The sequence below is a fragment of the Achromobacter sp. 10T422 genome, assembly GCF_056394065.1.
Genome location: NZ_JBFTHD010000004.1, coordinates 310,987 through 325,094 on the forward strand (window position 1 = coordinate 310,987; position 14,108 = coordinate 325,094).

At 65.2% G+C, this 14,108-nt stretch carries 12 protein-coding genes; 3 read left to right on the plus strand and 9 right to left on the minus strand.

Going from position 1 to position 14,108, the window contains the following annotated elements; genetic code table 11:
* Positions 1-103: 103 nt before the first annotated feature.
* The 5 genes from AC1DB0_RS11975 to cadR all read right to left on the minus strand — a co-directional run bounded on the left by AC1DB0_RS11975 (position 104) and on the right by cadR (position 5,228).
* Positions 104-2,509, minus strand: a complete 2,406-nt coding sequence (locus AC1DB0_RS11975; protein ID WP_476756937.1) for a TonB-dependent siderophore receptor — start codon at positions 2,507-2,509, stop codon at positions 104-106.
* A 65-nt stretch (positions 2,510-2,574) separates the two neighbouring features.
* Positions 2,575-3,543 (minus strand): FecR domain-containing protein, encoded by a 969-nt coding sequence (locus AC1DB0_RS11980; protein WP_476756938.1) that lies wholly within the window; start codon positions 3,541-3,543, stop codon positions 2,575-2,577.
* Positions 3,540-4,058, minus strand: coding sequence for a sigma-70 family RNA polymerase sigma factor (locus AC1DB0_RS11985; protein ID WP_476756939.1), 519 nt, complete (start codon positions 4,056-4,058; stop codon positions 3,540-3,542). Before AC1DB0_RS11985 ends, AC1DB0_RS11980 begins: the two co-directional genes overlap by 4 nt.
* A 16-nt stretch (positions 4,059-4,074) precedes the next feature.
* Entirely contained in the window at positions 4,075-4,668 is a 594-nt protein-coding gene (locus AC1DB0_RS11990) for a nitroreductase family protein (RefSeq protein ID WP_054426136.1), read from the minus strand.
* A 125-nt stretch (positions 4,669-4,793) separates the two neighbouring features.
* Positions 4,794-5,228, minus strand: a complete 435-nt coding sequence (gene cadR / locus AC1DB0_RS11995) for a Cd(II)/Pb(II)-responsive transcriptional regulator (protein ID WP_054426138.1) — start codon at positions 5,226-5,228, stop codon at positions 4,794-4,796.
* Between the two features lie 98 nt (positions 5,229-5,326).
* Between cadR and AC1DB0_RS12000 the strand changes: the two genes are divergently transcribed.
* Positions 5,327-7,861: a heavy metal translocating P-type ATPase gene (locus AC1DB0_RS12000; protein ID WP_476756940.1), complete on the plus strand. Its 2,535-nt coding sequence runs from the start codon at positions 5,327-5,329 to the stop codon at positions 7,859-7,861.
* A gap of 34 nt (positions 7,862-7,895) precedes the next feature.
* On the opposite strand, the gene speG is transcribed toward AC1DB0_RS12000, so the two are convergent.
* Positions 7,896-8,480, minus strand: a complete 585-nt coding sequence (speG, locus tag AC1DB0_RS12005) for a spermidine N1-acetyltransferase (protein ID WP_006218930.1) — start codon at positions 8,478-8,480, stop codon at positions 7,896-7,898.
* A 295-nt stretch (positions 8,481-8,775) separates the two neighbouring features.
* On the opposite strand from speG, the gene AC1DB0_RS12010 reads away from it, so the two are divergent.
* Entirely contained in the window at positions 8,776-10,269 is a 1,494-nt protein-coding gene (locus tag AC1DB0_RS12010) for a M81 family metallopeptidase (RefSeq protein ID WP_476756941.1), read from the plus strand.
* Positions 10,270-10,375: 106 nt separating this feature from the next.
* Here AC1DB0_RS12010 and AC1DB0_RS12015 read toward each other — a convergent pair whose 3' ends face one another.
* A complete protein-coding gene (locus AC1DB0_RS12015) occupies positions 10,376-11,080 on the minus strand; it encodes a riboflavin synthase (RefSeq protein WP_054426143.1) in 705 nt (234 codons plus the stop codon).
* Positions 11,081-11,193: 113 nt separating this feature from the next.
* Positions 11,194-12,630 carry an aldehyde dehydrogenase family protein gene (locus tag AC1DB0_RS12020; protein WP_476757090.1) on the minus strand — a complete coding sequence of 479 codons (1,437 nt, stop codon included), beginning with the start codon at positions 12,628-12,630 and terminating at the stop codon, positions 11,194-11,196.
* A gap of 410 nt (positions 12,631-13,040) precedes the next feature.
* Between AC1DB0_RS12020 and AC1DB0_RS12025 the strand changes: the two genes are divergently transcribed.
* Positions 13,041-13,844 (plus strand): FadR/GntR family transcriptional regulator, encoded by an 804-nt coding sequence (locus tag AC1DB0_RS12025; RefSeq protein WP_054426147.1) that lies wholly within the window; start codon positions 13,041-13,043, stop codon positions 13,842-13,844.
* On the opposite strand, the gene AC1DB0_RS12030 is transcribed toward AC1DB0_RS12025, so the two are convergent.
* Complete coding sequence (locus AC1DB0_RS12030) at positions 13,845-14,060, minus strand: hypothetical protein (protein WP_054426150.1); 216 nt, start codon at positions 14,058-14,060, stop codon at positions 13,845-13,847.
* Between the last annotated feature and the right edge of the window lie 48 nt (positions 14,061-14,108).

Here is a 14,108-nt window from a genome sequence, read left to right on the forward strand (position 1 = left end):
ATAAATATGCGTGGCCGTCGACGAGATTAGCACAGGGGACAGGCTCGTTGAGGCGGGTCAGCCGTGCTGCTGACCCGCATCGCACTAGGGGTTTTTCCCTGGTTTACCAGCGGTAGCTCAGGGTGGCATAGAGCGTGCGCGGGTCGCCATAACGGCAGCCCGTCGCGCCCGCGCATGCCAGGTAGCCGCGGTTGAACAGGTTGCGCGCGTTCACCGTCAGCGACAGGCCCGAGAGCGTCGGGTCCAGCGCGCCGAAGTCATAGGCGGCCATGGCGTCGACCAGGAATTGGCCCGGCACATTGGCGGGGTAACCGGGCAGGTTCGTCGAGCTGGCGTAACGCACGCCCGCGCCCACGGTCAGCCCGGCCACGCCGGCGGCGGTCAGGTTGTAGTCGGCCCAGACGGAGGCGCTGTGCAGCGGCACCAGTGCGATGCGCTGATCCACTAGCGACGGCACGGTGCTGCGCGTGGTGCGCGCGTCGGTATAGGCATAGCTGGCCGTCAGGTTCATGGCGCCCAGCCGCGCCTTTGCTTCAAGCTCCAGCCCGCGCGAGCGCGCCCGGCCGCTCTGCACGGAATAGGTGGCGTCGGCCGGGTCGCTCGTCAACGCATTGGTCTGCGTCAGGTCGTAGACGGCCGCGCTGTAAAGCATGTTTCCGCCCGGCGGCTCGTAGCGCAGGCCCAGTTCGTACTGTGTGCCTTTGGTGGGTTTGAAGGCATTGCCCGCGCGGTCCACACCGATGGTTGGCGCAAACGACTGGCTGGCGCTGACATACGGCGCCAGGCCATTGTCGGCAAGGTAGACGACGCCCACGCGGCCTGTCGTGGCCGTGTCGCGCAGCCGGGTCTTGGCGCCGTTGGCGTAGTTGGTCTGATCGGTATCGGCCCAATCCTGGCGCCCACCCAGCACCAGCACCCACTTGTCCTGGATCTTGATCTGGTCTTGCAGGTACAGGCCCAGCGAATCGGAACGCGTGTTGATGCCGTAGTCGGCGGCGGTGTTCAGCACCGGCACCGCGCCATAGACGGGGTGGTAGATGTCGGCCAGCGCCGCCACCGTGCCTGAATGGCGATGCGAGTCGTAGCCGCTGCGGTAATAGTCCAAGCCCGCCAGCACCGTGTGCTGCAAGGGGCCGCCGTCCAGCTTCAGCTCCAGCGAGGTATCGGTGGCCACGCCATACGAATGTTCGTTGCGGCTGACCACGCCGCGCCGCAGGGTCTGGCCGTTGGCCTGCAACGCGCCGAAGCTCAAGTAATCCCAGTTGCCATCGGCCGTGAAGTAGCGGGCGCTTTGGCGCAGTGTCACGCGGTCGTTGAAGGCGTGCTCGAAGGCATAGCCGATGGTGTAGGTGTCGGTGTCGTAGCGGTCGAAATCCGGTTCGCCGATGAAGAGGTCGCGCGGGATCTGGCCGTTCAAGGTATTGGCGGCGGGCATGGGCGCAGCGAATCGTGTGCGGATGCGCTGATAGCTGGCCAACAAGGTCAGGGACGTGGCGGCCGACGGCTGCCACGTCAGCGCGGGCGCCAGATAGGTCCGGTCGTCCGGCACGTGGTCCACCCAGTTGTCGGCGTTGCGGGCAAGACCCGTCAAGCGATACGTCCACGCGCCGTCCTCGGACAGCGCGCCGGTAAAGTCGCCCGATACCTGACGGCGGCCATAGCTGCCCACGTCCAGATTCAGTTCGCGCAGCGTATCGGCCGATGGCCGCTTGCTGACGCTGTTGACCACGCCGCCGGGGCTAAGCTGCCCGTACAGCACCGAGGACGCGCCGCGCAGCACCTCGACGCGTTCCAGGCCATAGGGTTCCTGGCCGCCGTCGTAAACGCTGGATTGCAGTTTCAGGCCATCGCGCAATTGCCCGGAGTTGCCGGCCGCTACGTTGAAGCCGCGCAGCATCAGGTCATCGACCATGCGGCTGAAGGCGGGTGATTGCGACGACACGCCGGGCGTATAGCCCAGCGCATCCGCCACCGACCCCGCCTTGATCACGCGGATCTGATCGCTGGTTACGACCGACACCGATTGCGGCGTCTCGATCAAGGGCGTGTCGGTCTTGGTGCCGGACAACGCGCGTTGCGCCACGTAGCCGTCGACATGCCCGGTGGGCGATTCGATGGAACCCGTCACGCGGACGGGCTCAAGCATCGCGGTGCTGTCGGGTGCGCGCCGGGCGCTGAGCGTGCCGTTGGCGGTGACGGCGAGTTCCAGGCCGCTACCGGCAAGCGCACGACGCGCGGCGTCTTCGGCGGTGTAATCGCCCGCGATGGCGGGCGCATTACGGCCCGCGACCAAGGCGGGGTCAACCGACACCGCGCGGCCGCTCTGGCGTGCGATGCGCGTCAGCGTGTCGCCCAAGGCTGCGGCGGGCAAATCAAAATGCAGGGTGGCGCGGGCGGATGCGGGCGGCGGCGTTTGGCTTTGGCTTTGAGATTGCGCCTGCGCGTAGGGCGCGGCCAGGGCAATGAACAGCGCGGCGGTCAACGGCCGCAGCGGGTGGCGATGAAACATGGAGGCTCCTGCAACAGTGTGGTGTTTCAGGAGGGATGTCCAACGACGCGCACAAAAGTGATCATTTATTTTTCAGCGCGGGGGTCACGCAGATCGATGCTGACAAACCATCCGCCCACAGCGCTGATGCTGATCGGCAACGTCTGACGCAACGATTCCAGCGTGCGCGGGATGTCGTCCAGCGGAAACGCCCCCAACACGCGCAGCCTTGCGGCCTCTGGCGTAATGCGGATAATGCCGCGCCGATACGGCCTCAGCGCATCCACCACTACGCCCAACGGTTCGTCGTGCACGACAAGCATGCCGCCGTGCCAGGCGGCGGCATCGGCCAGCGCGGCGTCCAGCTGGCCCAGGCCATGCACATCAAACCGCACGCCCTCACCCGCTTGCAGCACCCGGCGCTGGCCGCCCGCGCGCACTTCGACGCTGTGCTCGACCACGCTGGCCAGGCTTGCGCCATCCGCGCGCGCCACGTTGAAGACGGTGCCCAACGCCTGCACTTCGCCGTCGGCGGTGGACACGATGAATGGCCGCGCGGCATCGGCAGCCACGCGCGCATACACCGCGCCTGCCCGCAGGCGAACACGGCGCACGCCAGCGCTGAAGTCCACGTCTACGGCCGAACGCGCATTCAGCGTCAGTTCGCTGCCATCTTCCAAGGTGTAGGCGCGACGCTCGCCGGTCCCCGTGCGCAGGTCGGCGCTTAGCGTGCGCAAGGGCGTTTGGCGGTCGGCCAATGCGGCGACGCCGCCTGCCGTCAGCGCCAGGGCCAGCGCATTGCGCAACATTCTTCGCCGGGCGGGCGGGGTCAGCAAGGCGGCGCCGGCCGCCTGGCGCTGCTCGCCTCTTTCCAGCATGGAAAACGACGCTTTGACGGCGGTGTTGACGGTGTCCCACGCTGCGGCGTGACGGGGGTCGGCCTGCCGCCACTGCTCAAACCGGGTTCGGTCGGCGGCGGCCACACTGCCAGACGACAGCAGCACCATCCAGTCCACGGCCGACTCCAGATCGGCAGGCAACGCCGGGGCCGTCATACGGGCAAAGACAAGCGTGCCGCCACGCAAAGCGTGATGGCCTGTTTCATATAGCGACGCACCGTGATCACCGACGTGCCGATGCGCTGGGCGATTTCGGCGTAGCTGAGTTCATCCAGCTGGCTGTACAGGAAGGCTTGGCGCGCCTTCAGCGGCAAGCGCTGCAAGGCGCGGTCGATGTGCATCAAGGCCTCGAGCACCAGCGCGCGGCTTTCTTCGCTGGGTGCGCTGGCTTGCGGCAAGCCGGCCAGGCTGTCGAGATACGCGCGTTCCAATTCCCGGCGCCGCCAGAAGCTGAACAGCGTGCGTTGCGCCAACGTGGTCAGGAATGCGCGCGGTTCGCAAATGGGGTCGGTGTGCCGGCCAGCAAGCAGGCGCACGAACGTGTCGTGCGCCAGATCGGCCGCATCATGGCGGCACCCCAACCGGCGCCGCAGCCACTCCTGCAACCAGGAATGGTGGGCGTCATACAGCTCGGCGGCGGAAGGCTCCGGAGGCTGCGTGGATGCGGTCATGGCAAAACGGCAGGGCTTAGACGGGGCCGGTCCATTCCGTGACGAAGTCGCGGAAGTCGGGGCGCTTGGCGGGCGGCACGGCGCAAGCCGGGGTGCCAATCGCCAGATAGCCCAGGAAGCGGTAATCCAGCGAATCCAGGCCCAGCGCGTTCTGCACGTCTTCAACGTAGGTGCCCACGCCCGTGCTCCAGAAGGCGCCATAGCCCAGCATGTGGGTGGCGTTCAGGATGTTCATGACGGCGCAACCCGTGGCCAGCAATTGTTCGTGCTCGGGGATCTTGGTGTTGTCGTGCGCGATCTTCTGCGCTACGGCCACGAACAGCGGCACGCCAGCCATCCATTCACGCACTGATTTTTCTTTTTCGGGCGTCATGCGCGGGTCGCCGCTGCGCTTGACCGCTTCCAGCGCCACATCGGCCAGCTTGCCGATGGCTTCGCCCTGGATCACGACAAAGCGCCACGGACGCAACGCGCCGTGGTCGGGGGCCGACATGGCGGCTTGCAGGATCTGTTCAAGTTCGTCGGGTTTGGGCGCCGGGCCGCGCAGAAACTTGACGGAACGGCGCGTGGTGAGGGCGTGCAGCGGGGTCGCAGTAGAAGTGGCGGTCATTGATTCTGGCGCAAATGTGAAAGAGATAGATTCTCATATTAATCGATGGCGGCAGCCGGGTCGGGTATCTCCCGGCCTCGAGCATGGACATCCGGCCCACTTTGGGACCGGATTCCGCCTTGGCGTCAACCCAGGTGCGTGTGCCGCTCCTGGCGTTCTTCAACCTGCATTTCAGACAGGCCGTGCAAGATGCCGCAGTCTTCCGCGTCGGGCCGCGCCGACAGGCAGCGCTGGCGCAATTCGGTCAGCTGGCCCTTCAATTGCAGCAACTCGGCGATGCGCTCATCCACGTGCGAGATGTGTTCGTCGAACAGTTCGTTAATGGGGCCGCAACCCGTCTGGTGGTTGTCGGCCAGGGACAGAATGGCGCGGATCTCGTCCTGCGTCATGTCCAGCGCCCGGCAGTTGCGGATCAGCCGCAGACGCTCTAGATGGGGTTGCCCGTAACTGCGGTAATTGTTCAGGCCCCGGTCGGGCGCGGGCAACAGCCCTTCCTTTTCGTAGTACCTGACGGTCTCGACCGTCGTGCCGGCCGCTGTGGCCAATTCGCCGATACGCATCGTGCCTCCTGGATCGCATCCGATTGAAATTTGGGCTTGACCCTATAGTAACTCCAAGGTGTGGAATGCCAACATCCGATTCAACAAGGCGAAGAACGATGGCTTTTCCTCCGGTCAAATCCCAACAGCCCTCCCCTGCAACGCAGGGCGACGCCTGCTGCGGCGGCCATGGGCATGCACACGGGCAGAAGAAGGAAACGGGGCAAGACGCTGCGCATGAGCATGCAGGTCATGACCATGCGGGCCACGAACAGGCCGGCCACGGCCACTCGGGCCACGGGCATGCCAGCCACGGGCATGCCAGCCACGCCCATGCGGACCACGGGCATGCGGGCCACGACCATGCGGCTCACGGCCATGACCACAGCCACGGTCACAGCCCCACCAGCCACCATCACGATCACGCCCCCGCGCAGTCGCATGCCGCGGCTGCCTGCTGCGGGCATGACCACGGCGGGCAGGGCTTCACGGCATCAGCCTCTAGCACGGCCACCCTCAGCGCCGGCCCTGGCCAGGTGCTGGCGCGCCTGCGCATCGGCCAGATGGACTGCCCCACTGAAGAAACCCTGATCCGCAAAAAGCTCGACGGGCTGGACGGCGTGCATGCGCTGGACTTCAACCTGATGCAACGCGTGCTGACGGTGGTACACGCCGAAGGCGCGCTGGACCGCATCGTGGCCGCCATCAAGTCGCTGGACATGACGCCCGAGCCGCTTGCCGATGGCGCCCCCGGCACGCCCGCGCCCGGCGCCAAGCCGGTGAACTGGTGGCTGATTGGCGGTTCAGGCGTGTTGGCCGCCCTGTCCGAGCTCTCGCACTTTGCAAGCTGGCCGCTAGCCGTGACGGCGGCACTGGCTGTCGCCGCGATTCTGGCGTGCGGCGTCAGCACCTATCGCAAGGGCTGGATCGCCGTGCGCAACGGCAACCTGAACATCAACGCGCTGATGAGCATCGCCGTCACCGGCGCCGTGCTGATCGGCCAGTGGCCCGAAGCCGCCATGGTGATGTTCCTGTTCAACGTAGCGGAGCTGATCGAAGCGCGTTCACTGGACCGCGCCCGCAACGCCATCCGTGGCTTGCTGGACCTGGCGCCCGAAACGGCCACCGTCCGCCAGGCGGATGGCACGTGGCGGGACGTACCCGCCGCGCAATTGCAGGTGGGCGACGTGGTGCGCGTGCGCCCCGGCGAACGCATCGCGGCTGACGGCATCATCGTCAGCGGCAGCTCTACCGTAGACCAATCGCCCATCACCGGCGAAAGCCTGCCCGTGGAAAAGGCGCAGGACGACCCCGTCTTCGCCGCCACGGTGAACGCGGCCGGCTCGTTCGAATATCGCGTTACGGCTGCGGCCGGCAACACCACACTGGCCCGCATCATCCACGCCGTGGAACAGGCGCAGGGCGCGCGCGCCCCCACCCAGCGCTTCATCGACCGCTTCTCGCGCATCTACACGCCCGCCGTAGTGGGCGTGGCCGTGCTGGTGGCCGTGGTGCCACCGCTGCTGTGGGCGCAGCCCTGGTTTGACGCGATCTACCGCGCCTTGGCGCTGCTGATCATCGCCTGCCCGTGCGCGCTGGTGATCTCTACCCCCGTCAGCATCGTCAGCGGCCTGACCGCAGCGTCGCGGCGCGGCATTCTGGTCAAGGGCGGCGTGTATCTGGAAGAAGGCCGCAACCTGAAATGGCTGGCGCTGGACAAGACCGGCACGCTAACGCACGGCAAGCCGGTGCAAACCGATCTGCAAGACTGGGACGTGTCCGACACCACCCGCCAGCCGGCTGCGTTGATCGCTGCTAGCTTGGCGGCCCGGTCCGACCACCCCGTGTCGCTCGCCGTGGCCAACGCCGCGCGCGAGGCCGGCAAGACCTTGCTGGAAGTCGGCGCCTTCACCGCCCTGCCCGGCCGCGGCGTCAGCGCAACGCTGGATGGCGTGACCTATCAATTGGGCAACCGCCGCCTGATGCGTGAACTTGGCGTGTCCACCGACAAACTGGAAGCCCGGCTGGACGAGCTGGAACGCCAAGGCAAAAGCGCCATCGCGCTGACCGACGGCACGCGCGTGCTGACGCTTGCCGCCGTAGCCGACACCGTCAAGCCCACCAGCGCCACCGCCATCGCCGACCTGCATGCGTTGGGCGTGCGCACGCTGATGCTGACGGGCGACAACACGTCCACGGCGCAAGCCATTGCCAAGCAGGTGGGTATTGACGAAGCGCGTGGCGATCAACTGCCTGAAGACAAGCTGGCCGCCATCGAAAGCAAGTTGGCGCCCCAAGGCAAAACCCCGGGCAAGGTCGGCATGGTGGGCGACGGCATCAACGACGCGCCTGCGCTGGCGCGCGCCGACATCGGCTTTGCGATGGGCGCGGCCGGCACCGGCACGGCGATCGAGACCGCTGACGTGGCCTTGATGGATGACGACCTGCGAAAAATTGGCACCTTCCTGCGCTTGTCGCGCGCCACGCACCGCGTGCTGATCCAGAACATCGTGCTGGCGCTGGGCATCAAGGTGGTGTTCCTGGCGCTTGCCATGACCGGCAACGCCACGCTGTGGATGGCGGTGTTCGCCGACGTGGGCGCCAGCCTGCTGGTGGTGGCCAACGGCCTGCGTCTGCTGCGCGCGGCAGAGTGACGCAAGCTTTCAGGAATGAGACGGACGGGCCTTGTCAGCCCGTTTGTTCTTCCTGCGGCCAGTCGCGCAGCACGGGCGCATCCGGTGCGCCGGGGCCGACATCGCGCAGGTGCTCGTGTTGCAGCAGCGCCATGCGGTAAGCGTCACGATAGGCGCCGTTCGAGAAGAATTCTTCCTTCATCAGCCCTTCGATCTGAAAGCCGCAGCGCTCGTACACGTGCACGGCCGCGGTGTTGTCTTTGTCTACGACCAGGTAGACCTTGTGCATGTTCAGCACGCGGAATGCGTAACCGACCGCGATGCGGGTTGCCGCCTTGGCGTAGCCCCGGCCCTGATAGCTGGGCGCGATGATGATCTGGAATTCGGCACGGCGGTGGATGTAGTCGATTTCCACCAGTTCCACCAGGCCGGCGGGTTGGCCGGTGTCGTGCTCGATGATGAAGCGCCGCTCGTTCTGATCGTGCAAGTGGCGGTCATAAAGGGCGACCAGTTCGTCGTAGGCCTCGTAAGGCTCTTCGAACCAATAACGCATGATGACGTCGTTGTTGTTGATCTTGTGCACAAAGTGCAGGTCGCCGCGCTCCAGGGGGCGTATTTTGATATCGGATATGACCGACATAGAAACCTCCGAAAGTGGCGTCATTGTATTCGAAGCCGCCCCAAAACGCCCGTCACATGGGAAATTCAGAATTTTCTTGAGTGTTTATGCGGGTCTTAGACCAGAAGACGCTGGAACGCATTGGTATTGCTTGATCTAAATCTAAAGAATGTCTCAAAACCGTAACCCCATACGTCGCTGAAACCGGCCGTCCGCTGATCAAACAAAACAGCGCGCCGCTATTGCTGATCCCGGCGTCGTCTCCAATAATTCCCGGACCCCTGAATCCACGGACTCAAGACCGAGAGGAAACGACATGCACATCCTGGTGGCTGGCTTCCAGCACGAGACCAATACCTTTGCGCCGTCCAAGGCGGGGTATGACAACTTTGTTCGCGGCGAGGGCTTCCCTGCCATGGTGCGCGGCGAAGCCATGCTGGCGCTGCGCTCGGTCAATATTCCAGCGGGCGGTTTCATCAACGCCATCCAGGCGCAAGGCCATACCGTGCACACGGTGATCTGGGCGGGCGCCAGCCCCTCGGCGCATGTCACGCGCGACGCCTTTGAGCGCATCGCGGGCGAAATCCTGGGCGCCGCTCGGGCGGGCCGCTACGACGCCGTCTACCTGGACTTGCACGGCGCGATGGTCACCGAACACCTGGACGATGGCGAAGGCGAATTGCTGGCGCGCGTGCGGCAAATCGTGGGGCCGGACGTACCGGTTGTGGCCAGCCTGGACCTGCACGCGAATGTCACTGCGCAGATGCTGCAAGAGGCCGACGCGCTGGCCGCCTTCCGCACCTATCCGCACGTGGACATGGCCGATACCGGCGAACACGCGGCCCGGCTGCTGCTGGCCCGCATCGCCGCGGGAAAGCAATGGGCGCGCAGCGAACGCCGCCTGCCCTTCCTGATTCCGATCAACGGCATGTGCACGATGCTGCAACCGTCGCAAGGCGTGTACGACACGCTGGCGCAGCTGGAGCAAACGCCTGGGGTCGCGTCCATCTCATTTGCGCCCGGCTTTCCGGCGGCGGATTTTCCGGAATGTGGTCCGGTGGTCTGGGCGTACGGCACCGATGCGGCGGCCGTGGAACAGGTCACGGAAGCGCTGTACCGCCAGGTGCTGGAATTGGAGCCGCAATGGTCGCCCGATTTTCTTGAACCCGCCGAAGCCGTGCGGCGCGCGCAGGCGCTGGCGGCGGGCGCATCCCGCCCTGTCGTGATTGCGGACACGCAAGACAACCCCGGCGCGGGTGGGGATGCCAACACCACGGGCATGCTGCGCGCGCTGGTCGAAGCCAATGCGCAGAACGCCGCGTTGGGCTTGTTCTACGACCCCGAGGCCGTGCGCACCGCCACCGCGGCTGGCATCGGCAGCACGGTCACGCTGCAACTGGGCGGGCAATCGGGCGTGCCGGGCGACTCCGCCTTTACCGGCGACTTCGTCGTCGAAACGCTATCGCCCGGCAAGCTGCGCTTTGACGGCCCGATGATGCATGGCATGGATGTGGACCTGGGCGCGGTCGCGGGCCTGCGCATTGGCGGCGTGCGCGTCGTGGTCAGCGCCAGCAAGGCGCAGATGCTGGACCGCAACCTGTTCCGTGTCGGCGGCGTGCAGCCCGAGGAAATGGGGATTCTGGTCGTGAAAAGCTCGGTGCATTTCCGTGCCGACTTCCAGCCTATCGCGCACGAGGTGCTGGTGGCCAAAGCGCCCGGTCCGATGCAGGCTGACCCGGCGGATCTGCCGTGGACGCGCTTGCAGCCGGGCATTCGCGTGCGTCCGCAAGGTCAGCCGTTCGAGGGCTGACGGGTTTGGCGTAAGCGTGGATTCCAGCGCAGTCAGGGATGGCCATAGCCTCTGCGACCTGCCCTGGGCTTTGACTCCGGGGCCGGCCGTGGCCCCGGATCATTGCTTACTTCAGCTTGCCCTGGGGGCTGACGAAGTCTTCCAGGGTCAGGCCTTTTTCCTTCAGGATGGCTTCCAGCAAGGGCTGCAACTTGCCCAGGCTTTCCTGCACCGTTTCGCGCACGGTGTCCACGACCACCTGCGTGCTTCGTTCAATTTCAATGTTGACGAAATCGCCCACCTGTTTGTCCTCGAACACCGTCATGCGGCGGGTTTCGGGAATCAGCCAGACTTCAAACCAGCCTTCCGCCCGGTTCACTTCCGACACGGTCAGGCTCGCGCCGTTGATGGCGATATAGCCCTTGGCGAACACGTACTTGCGGAAGGGTTCGGGGATGCTGAAGCGCATCAGGCGGTTGGTGTCAGACGACTTCACCATCACCACTTCAGACGTGAAGTCCACATGGCCGGACAAGGGGTGGCCGCCGATCTCGGCGCCATCTTTCGCGGCGCGTTCGACGTTGGCGCGATCGCCTTCGGCATAGCTGCCCAGCGTGGTGATGGCCAGGCTTTGCAGCATGACATCAAACGTCGCCTGGTTGTCCGACAGCAGCTCGGTCACGGTCAGGCAGACGCCGTCCGTCGACACGCTGGCGCCGATGGCCAGATCAACGCAAAAACCAGGGGGAAAATCCAGCGTGAAGGTGCGCAGGCCTTCGCGATCCGCGATCTTCGCGATCGTCGCGGTGCCTTGAACAATACCGGTGAACATACGGTTCCTGAAAACGGGGCGGCAGGCCCCTGAAGCAAAACATCAACGTTAACCGATATTTTGCCAGGAGCCGCCCCGCTGGACGCGGGTGGCGAGCGCCACCCGGCGTGCCATCAATGACGGATGGCGATGGTCTTCAAGGTCGTGAAGCCGTACAGCGCCTCAAAGCCTTTTTCGCGGCCGTAGCCCGACTGGCGCGAACCGCCAAACGGCAGTTCCACGCCGCCGCCCGCGCCGTAGTTATTGATGAACACCTGGCCGGCGCGCAGCTTGCGAGCCAAGCGCATCTGACGGGCGCCGTCGCGCGTCCAGACGCCCGCAACCAAGCCGTACAGCGTGCCGTTGGCGATTTCCAGCGCCTCTTCCTCGGTGTCGAACACCATGGCGGCCAGCACTGGCCCGAACACTTCTTCCTGCGCCAGACGGCTGTTGGGCGGCACGTCGCGGAACAGCACGGGCGGCTGGTAGTAGCCCGCTTCCGGCGCGCCGTCCTTCAGCTTGCCGCGCGCGGCGACCTTCAGGCCTTCGGCTTCGGCTTCCGTCAGGAACCCGCGCACGCGGTCATGTTGACGGCCGCTGATCAGCGGGCCCACGTCCAGGTCTTGCGCGGCCGGGCCGGTGACAGTAGCCGAGAACGCTTCCGACAAACGCTTGATCACCGTTTCATACACGCCGCGCTGAATCAGCACGCGGCTACCAGCCGAGCACGTCTGGCCGGCGTTCTGGATGATGGCGGCCAGCAGCACCGGCATGGCGGCGTCCAGGTCGGCATCGTCAAACACCACCTGGGGCGACTTGCCGCCCAGTTCCAACGTCACCGGCACATGGTTTTCGGCCGCCGCGTGGGCCACCATCTTGCCCGTCTGCGGCGAACCGGTGAACGAGATGTGGTCGATGCCCGGGTGCGCCGACAGCGCCGCGCCCGCTTCGTGGCCATAACCGGTCACGATGTTCAACGCGCCCGCGGGCAGGCCCACTTCGGCGGCAATTTCGGCCAGCTTCAACAGCGACAGGCAGGCGTCTTCGGCGGGCTTCACCACGCAGGCATTGCCTGCGGCCAGCGCCGCGCCGACGCTGCGGCCGAAGATCTGCAACGGGTAGTTCCAGGGCACGATGTGGCCGGTCACGCCATGCGCTTCGCGCACGGTCAGCACGGTGAAGCCCGGGGTGTAGGGAATGGTCTCGCCGTGCAGTTTGTCGACAGCGCCGGCGTAGAACTCGAAGTAGCGCGCAACGGCGGCGGCATCCGCACGGGCCTGCTTGATGGGCTTGCCCGTATCGGCCGATTCCAGTTGCGCCAATTCCTCCTGGCGGTCCAGCAACGCGAAGGCGATACGCATCAGCAAACGGCTGCGCGCAGCCGGCGCCATCTGGCCCCACTCGCCTTCAAACGCCTGGCGGGCAGCCGTGACGGCGCGGTCGACATCCGCCTCGCCCGAGCGGGCGATCGACTCGAAGGGCTTGCCATCGGACGGGTTCAGGACGGGAATGGTTTCACCGGTGGCCGAGGCCACCCATTGGTTGGCGATAAAGTTCTTCTGAGTCACGATGTGCGGAGTAAAGTAGCGGCCGAATAGCCAGTTGCGGAAAAGGCGCCGACGCGCGCGCAGCCTCCCAGGCACGAAGCAAGGTGCCGGAAAGCGAAGTGTGTGCGGGTGCCCATAAGAGGGATTGCTGTGGGGATTTGTGTGATGTCTCCCGGCGTACCCGGCAGGCCGGTTACGCCGTCCGCGCGTCAAAGGCGCGGCTGATGTGGTTTGATGGCAAGTTACGGGAGCCCCCTATAACTTGTCAATTGAATTGACAGCTTTTTTCCTAAGCTTCGGGATATTTGGATATGAATACGGGTAATCCCTGATATTTCAGCCATTTACGACGATGCAGGGATTGTTCGGAAGACTGACAAGCCCGGTCCTATTGATGGACCGGCTTCAACTCACTAATAGAAGAGCGCGCCCCAATGAGCAATGTGCGTGACCCGCAGCTGGAATCCCTGCTGGAGGCAGCCGCCCGCCCCCGCCCCGAACTGGACGTGCTGGCCGAAGTGGCGTCGGGCCTGGGCTATGTGCGCGCCGAACGCTTTGCCGAGCGCGTCTATGAAAGCCTGTTCTACGCGATTGCCACCGGCAAGATCGCACCGGGCAACAAGCTGCCCACGGAACTGGAACTGGCCGCGTTGTTCGAGGTATCGCGCCCCGTGGTCCGGCAAGCGCTGGACCGGCTGCGCGAAGACCAACTGGTGGATTCCATTCGCGGCTCTGGCACCTATGTGCGCGCCAAGCCCGACCTGATGGGCGGCATGCCCGCCATCGACCCGGCACGCCGCGTCGGCCACATTCTGGAAGGCCTTGAACTGCGCATGGTGATCGAACCCGAATGCGCCTACCTGGCCGCCCTGCGCCGCAGCGCCGACGACCTGCGCGAAATGGACCGCATGCTGACCGGCTACGAAGAAGCCGACGCGTCAGGCGCCATCGCGCACCACCACGACTACGGCTTCCACCGCGCCATCGCCGCCGCCACCGGCAACCAGCGCTTTGTACAAGTGCTGAAATCGCTGGAATACGACGTCAGCCACGCCGTCAACGTCATGCGCCACCTGGTCCACAGCGAACCCTGGAAACGCACCCGCGCCGCCATCGACGAACACCGCCATATCTATCGGCTGATTCAGGAACAAGACGCCGACGGCGCGCGTAACGTCATGCGCGCGCATATCGAGAAGGCGAAGAGCCGGATGTTGAATAGCGGGTCGGAGGGGTAATCAGGCGGGCACCAAATGTTCTGTGCGCGCAAAGTCGGTCAGCAAGAGCGACTTAAGCGTTGGTCGGGGCGCCATCAGTGCCAGTCTTGGAGGCGCCGCGCCCACCGCCGACGGTTTGAAGCCGCCTGCGATCAGGCGTTGCGGACCTGCTGATACATCGTCGTCAACAAATTCTGCGTACTGCGTTTGAACGTCCTGCAAAGGCCAAGTCTTCATAGGCTCCTCCATTTGAAACGTTCAGGCAGTCTAGTCAGTTTCATCGAA

Excerpts from the sequence above, each read along its gene's own strand:
- AC1DB0_RS11975 (WP_476756937.1), bottom strand. The coding sequence starts at position 2,509 with ATGTTTCATCGCCACCCGCTGCGGCCGTTGACCGCCGCGCTGTTCATT.
- AC1DB0_RS11980 (WP_476756938.1), bottom strand. The coding sequence starts at position 3,543 with ATGACGGCCCCGGCGTTGCCTGCCGATCTGGAGTCGGCCGTGGACTGG.
- AC1DB0_RS11985 (WP_476756939.1), bottom strand. The coding sequence starts at position 4,058 with ATGACCGCATCCACGCAGCCTCCGGAGCCTTCCGCCGCCGAGCTGTAT.
- AC1DB0_RS11990 (WP_054426136.1), bottom strand. The coding sequence starts at position 4,668 with ATGACCGCCACTTCTACTGCGACCCCGCTGCACGCCCTCACCACGCGC.
- cadR (WP_054426138.1), bottom strand. The coding sequence starts at position 5,228 with ATGCGTATCGGCGAATTGGCCACAGCGGCCGGCACGACGGTCGAGACC.
- AC1DB0_RS12000 (WP_476756940.1), top strand. The coding sequence starts at position 5,327 with ATGGCTTTTCCTCCGGTCAAATCCCAACAGCCCTCCCCTGCAACGCAG.
- speG (WP_006218930.1), bottom strand. The coding sequence starts at position 8,480 with ATGTCGGTCATATCCGATATCAAAATACGCCCCCTGGAGCGCGGCGAC.
- AC1DB0_RS12010 (WP_476756941.1), top strand. The coding sequence starts at position 8,776 with ATGCACATCCTGGTGGCTGGCTTCCAGCACGAGACCAATACCTTTGCG.
- AC1DB0_RS12015 (WP_054426143.1), bottom strand. The coding sequence starts at position 11,080 with ATGTTCACCGGTATTGTTCAAGGCACCGCGACGATCGCGAAGATCGCG.
- AC1DB0_RS12025 (WP_054426147.1), top strand. The coding sequence starts at position 13,041 with ATGAGCAATGTGCGTGACCCGCAGCTGGAATCCCTGCTGGAGGCAGCC.
- AC1DB0_RS12030 (WP_054426150.1), bottom strand. The coding sequence starts at position 14,060 with ATGAAGACTTGGCCTTTGCAGGACGTTCAAACGCAGTACGCAGAATTT.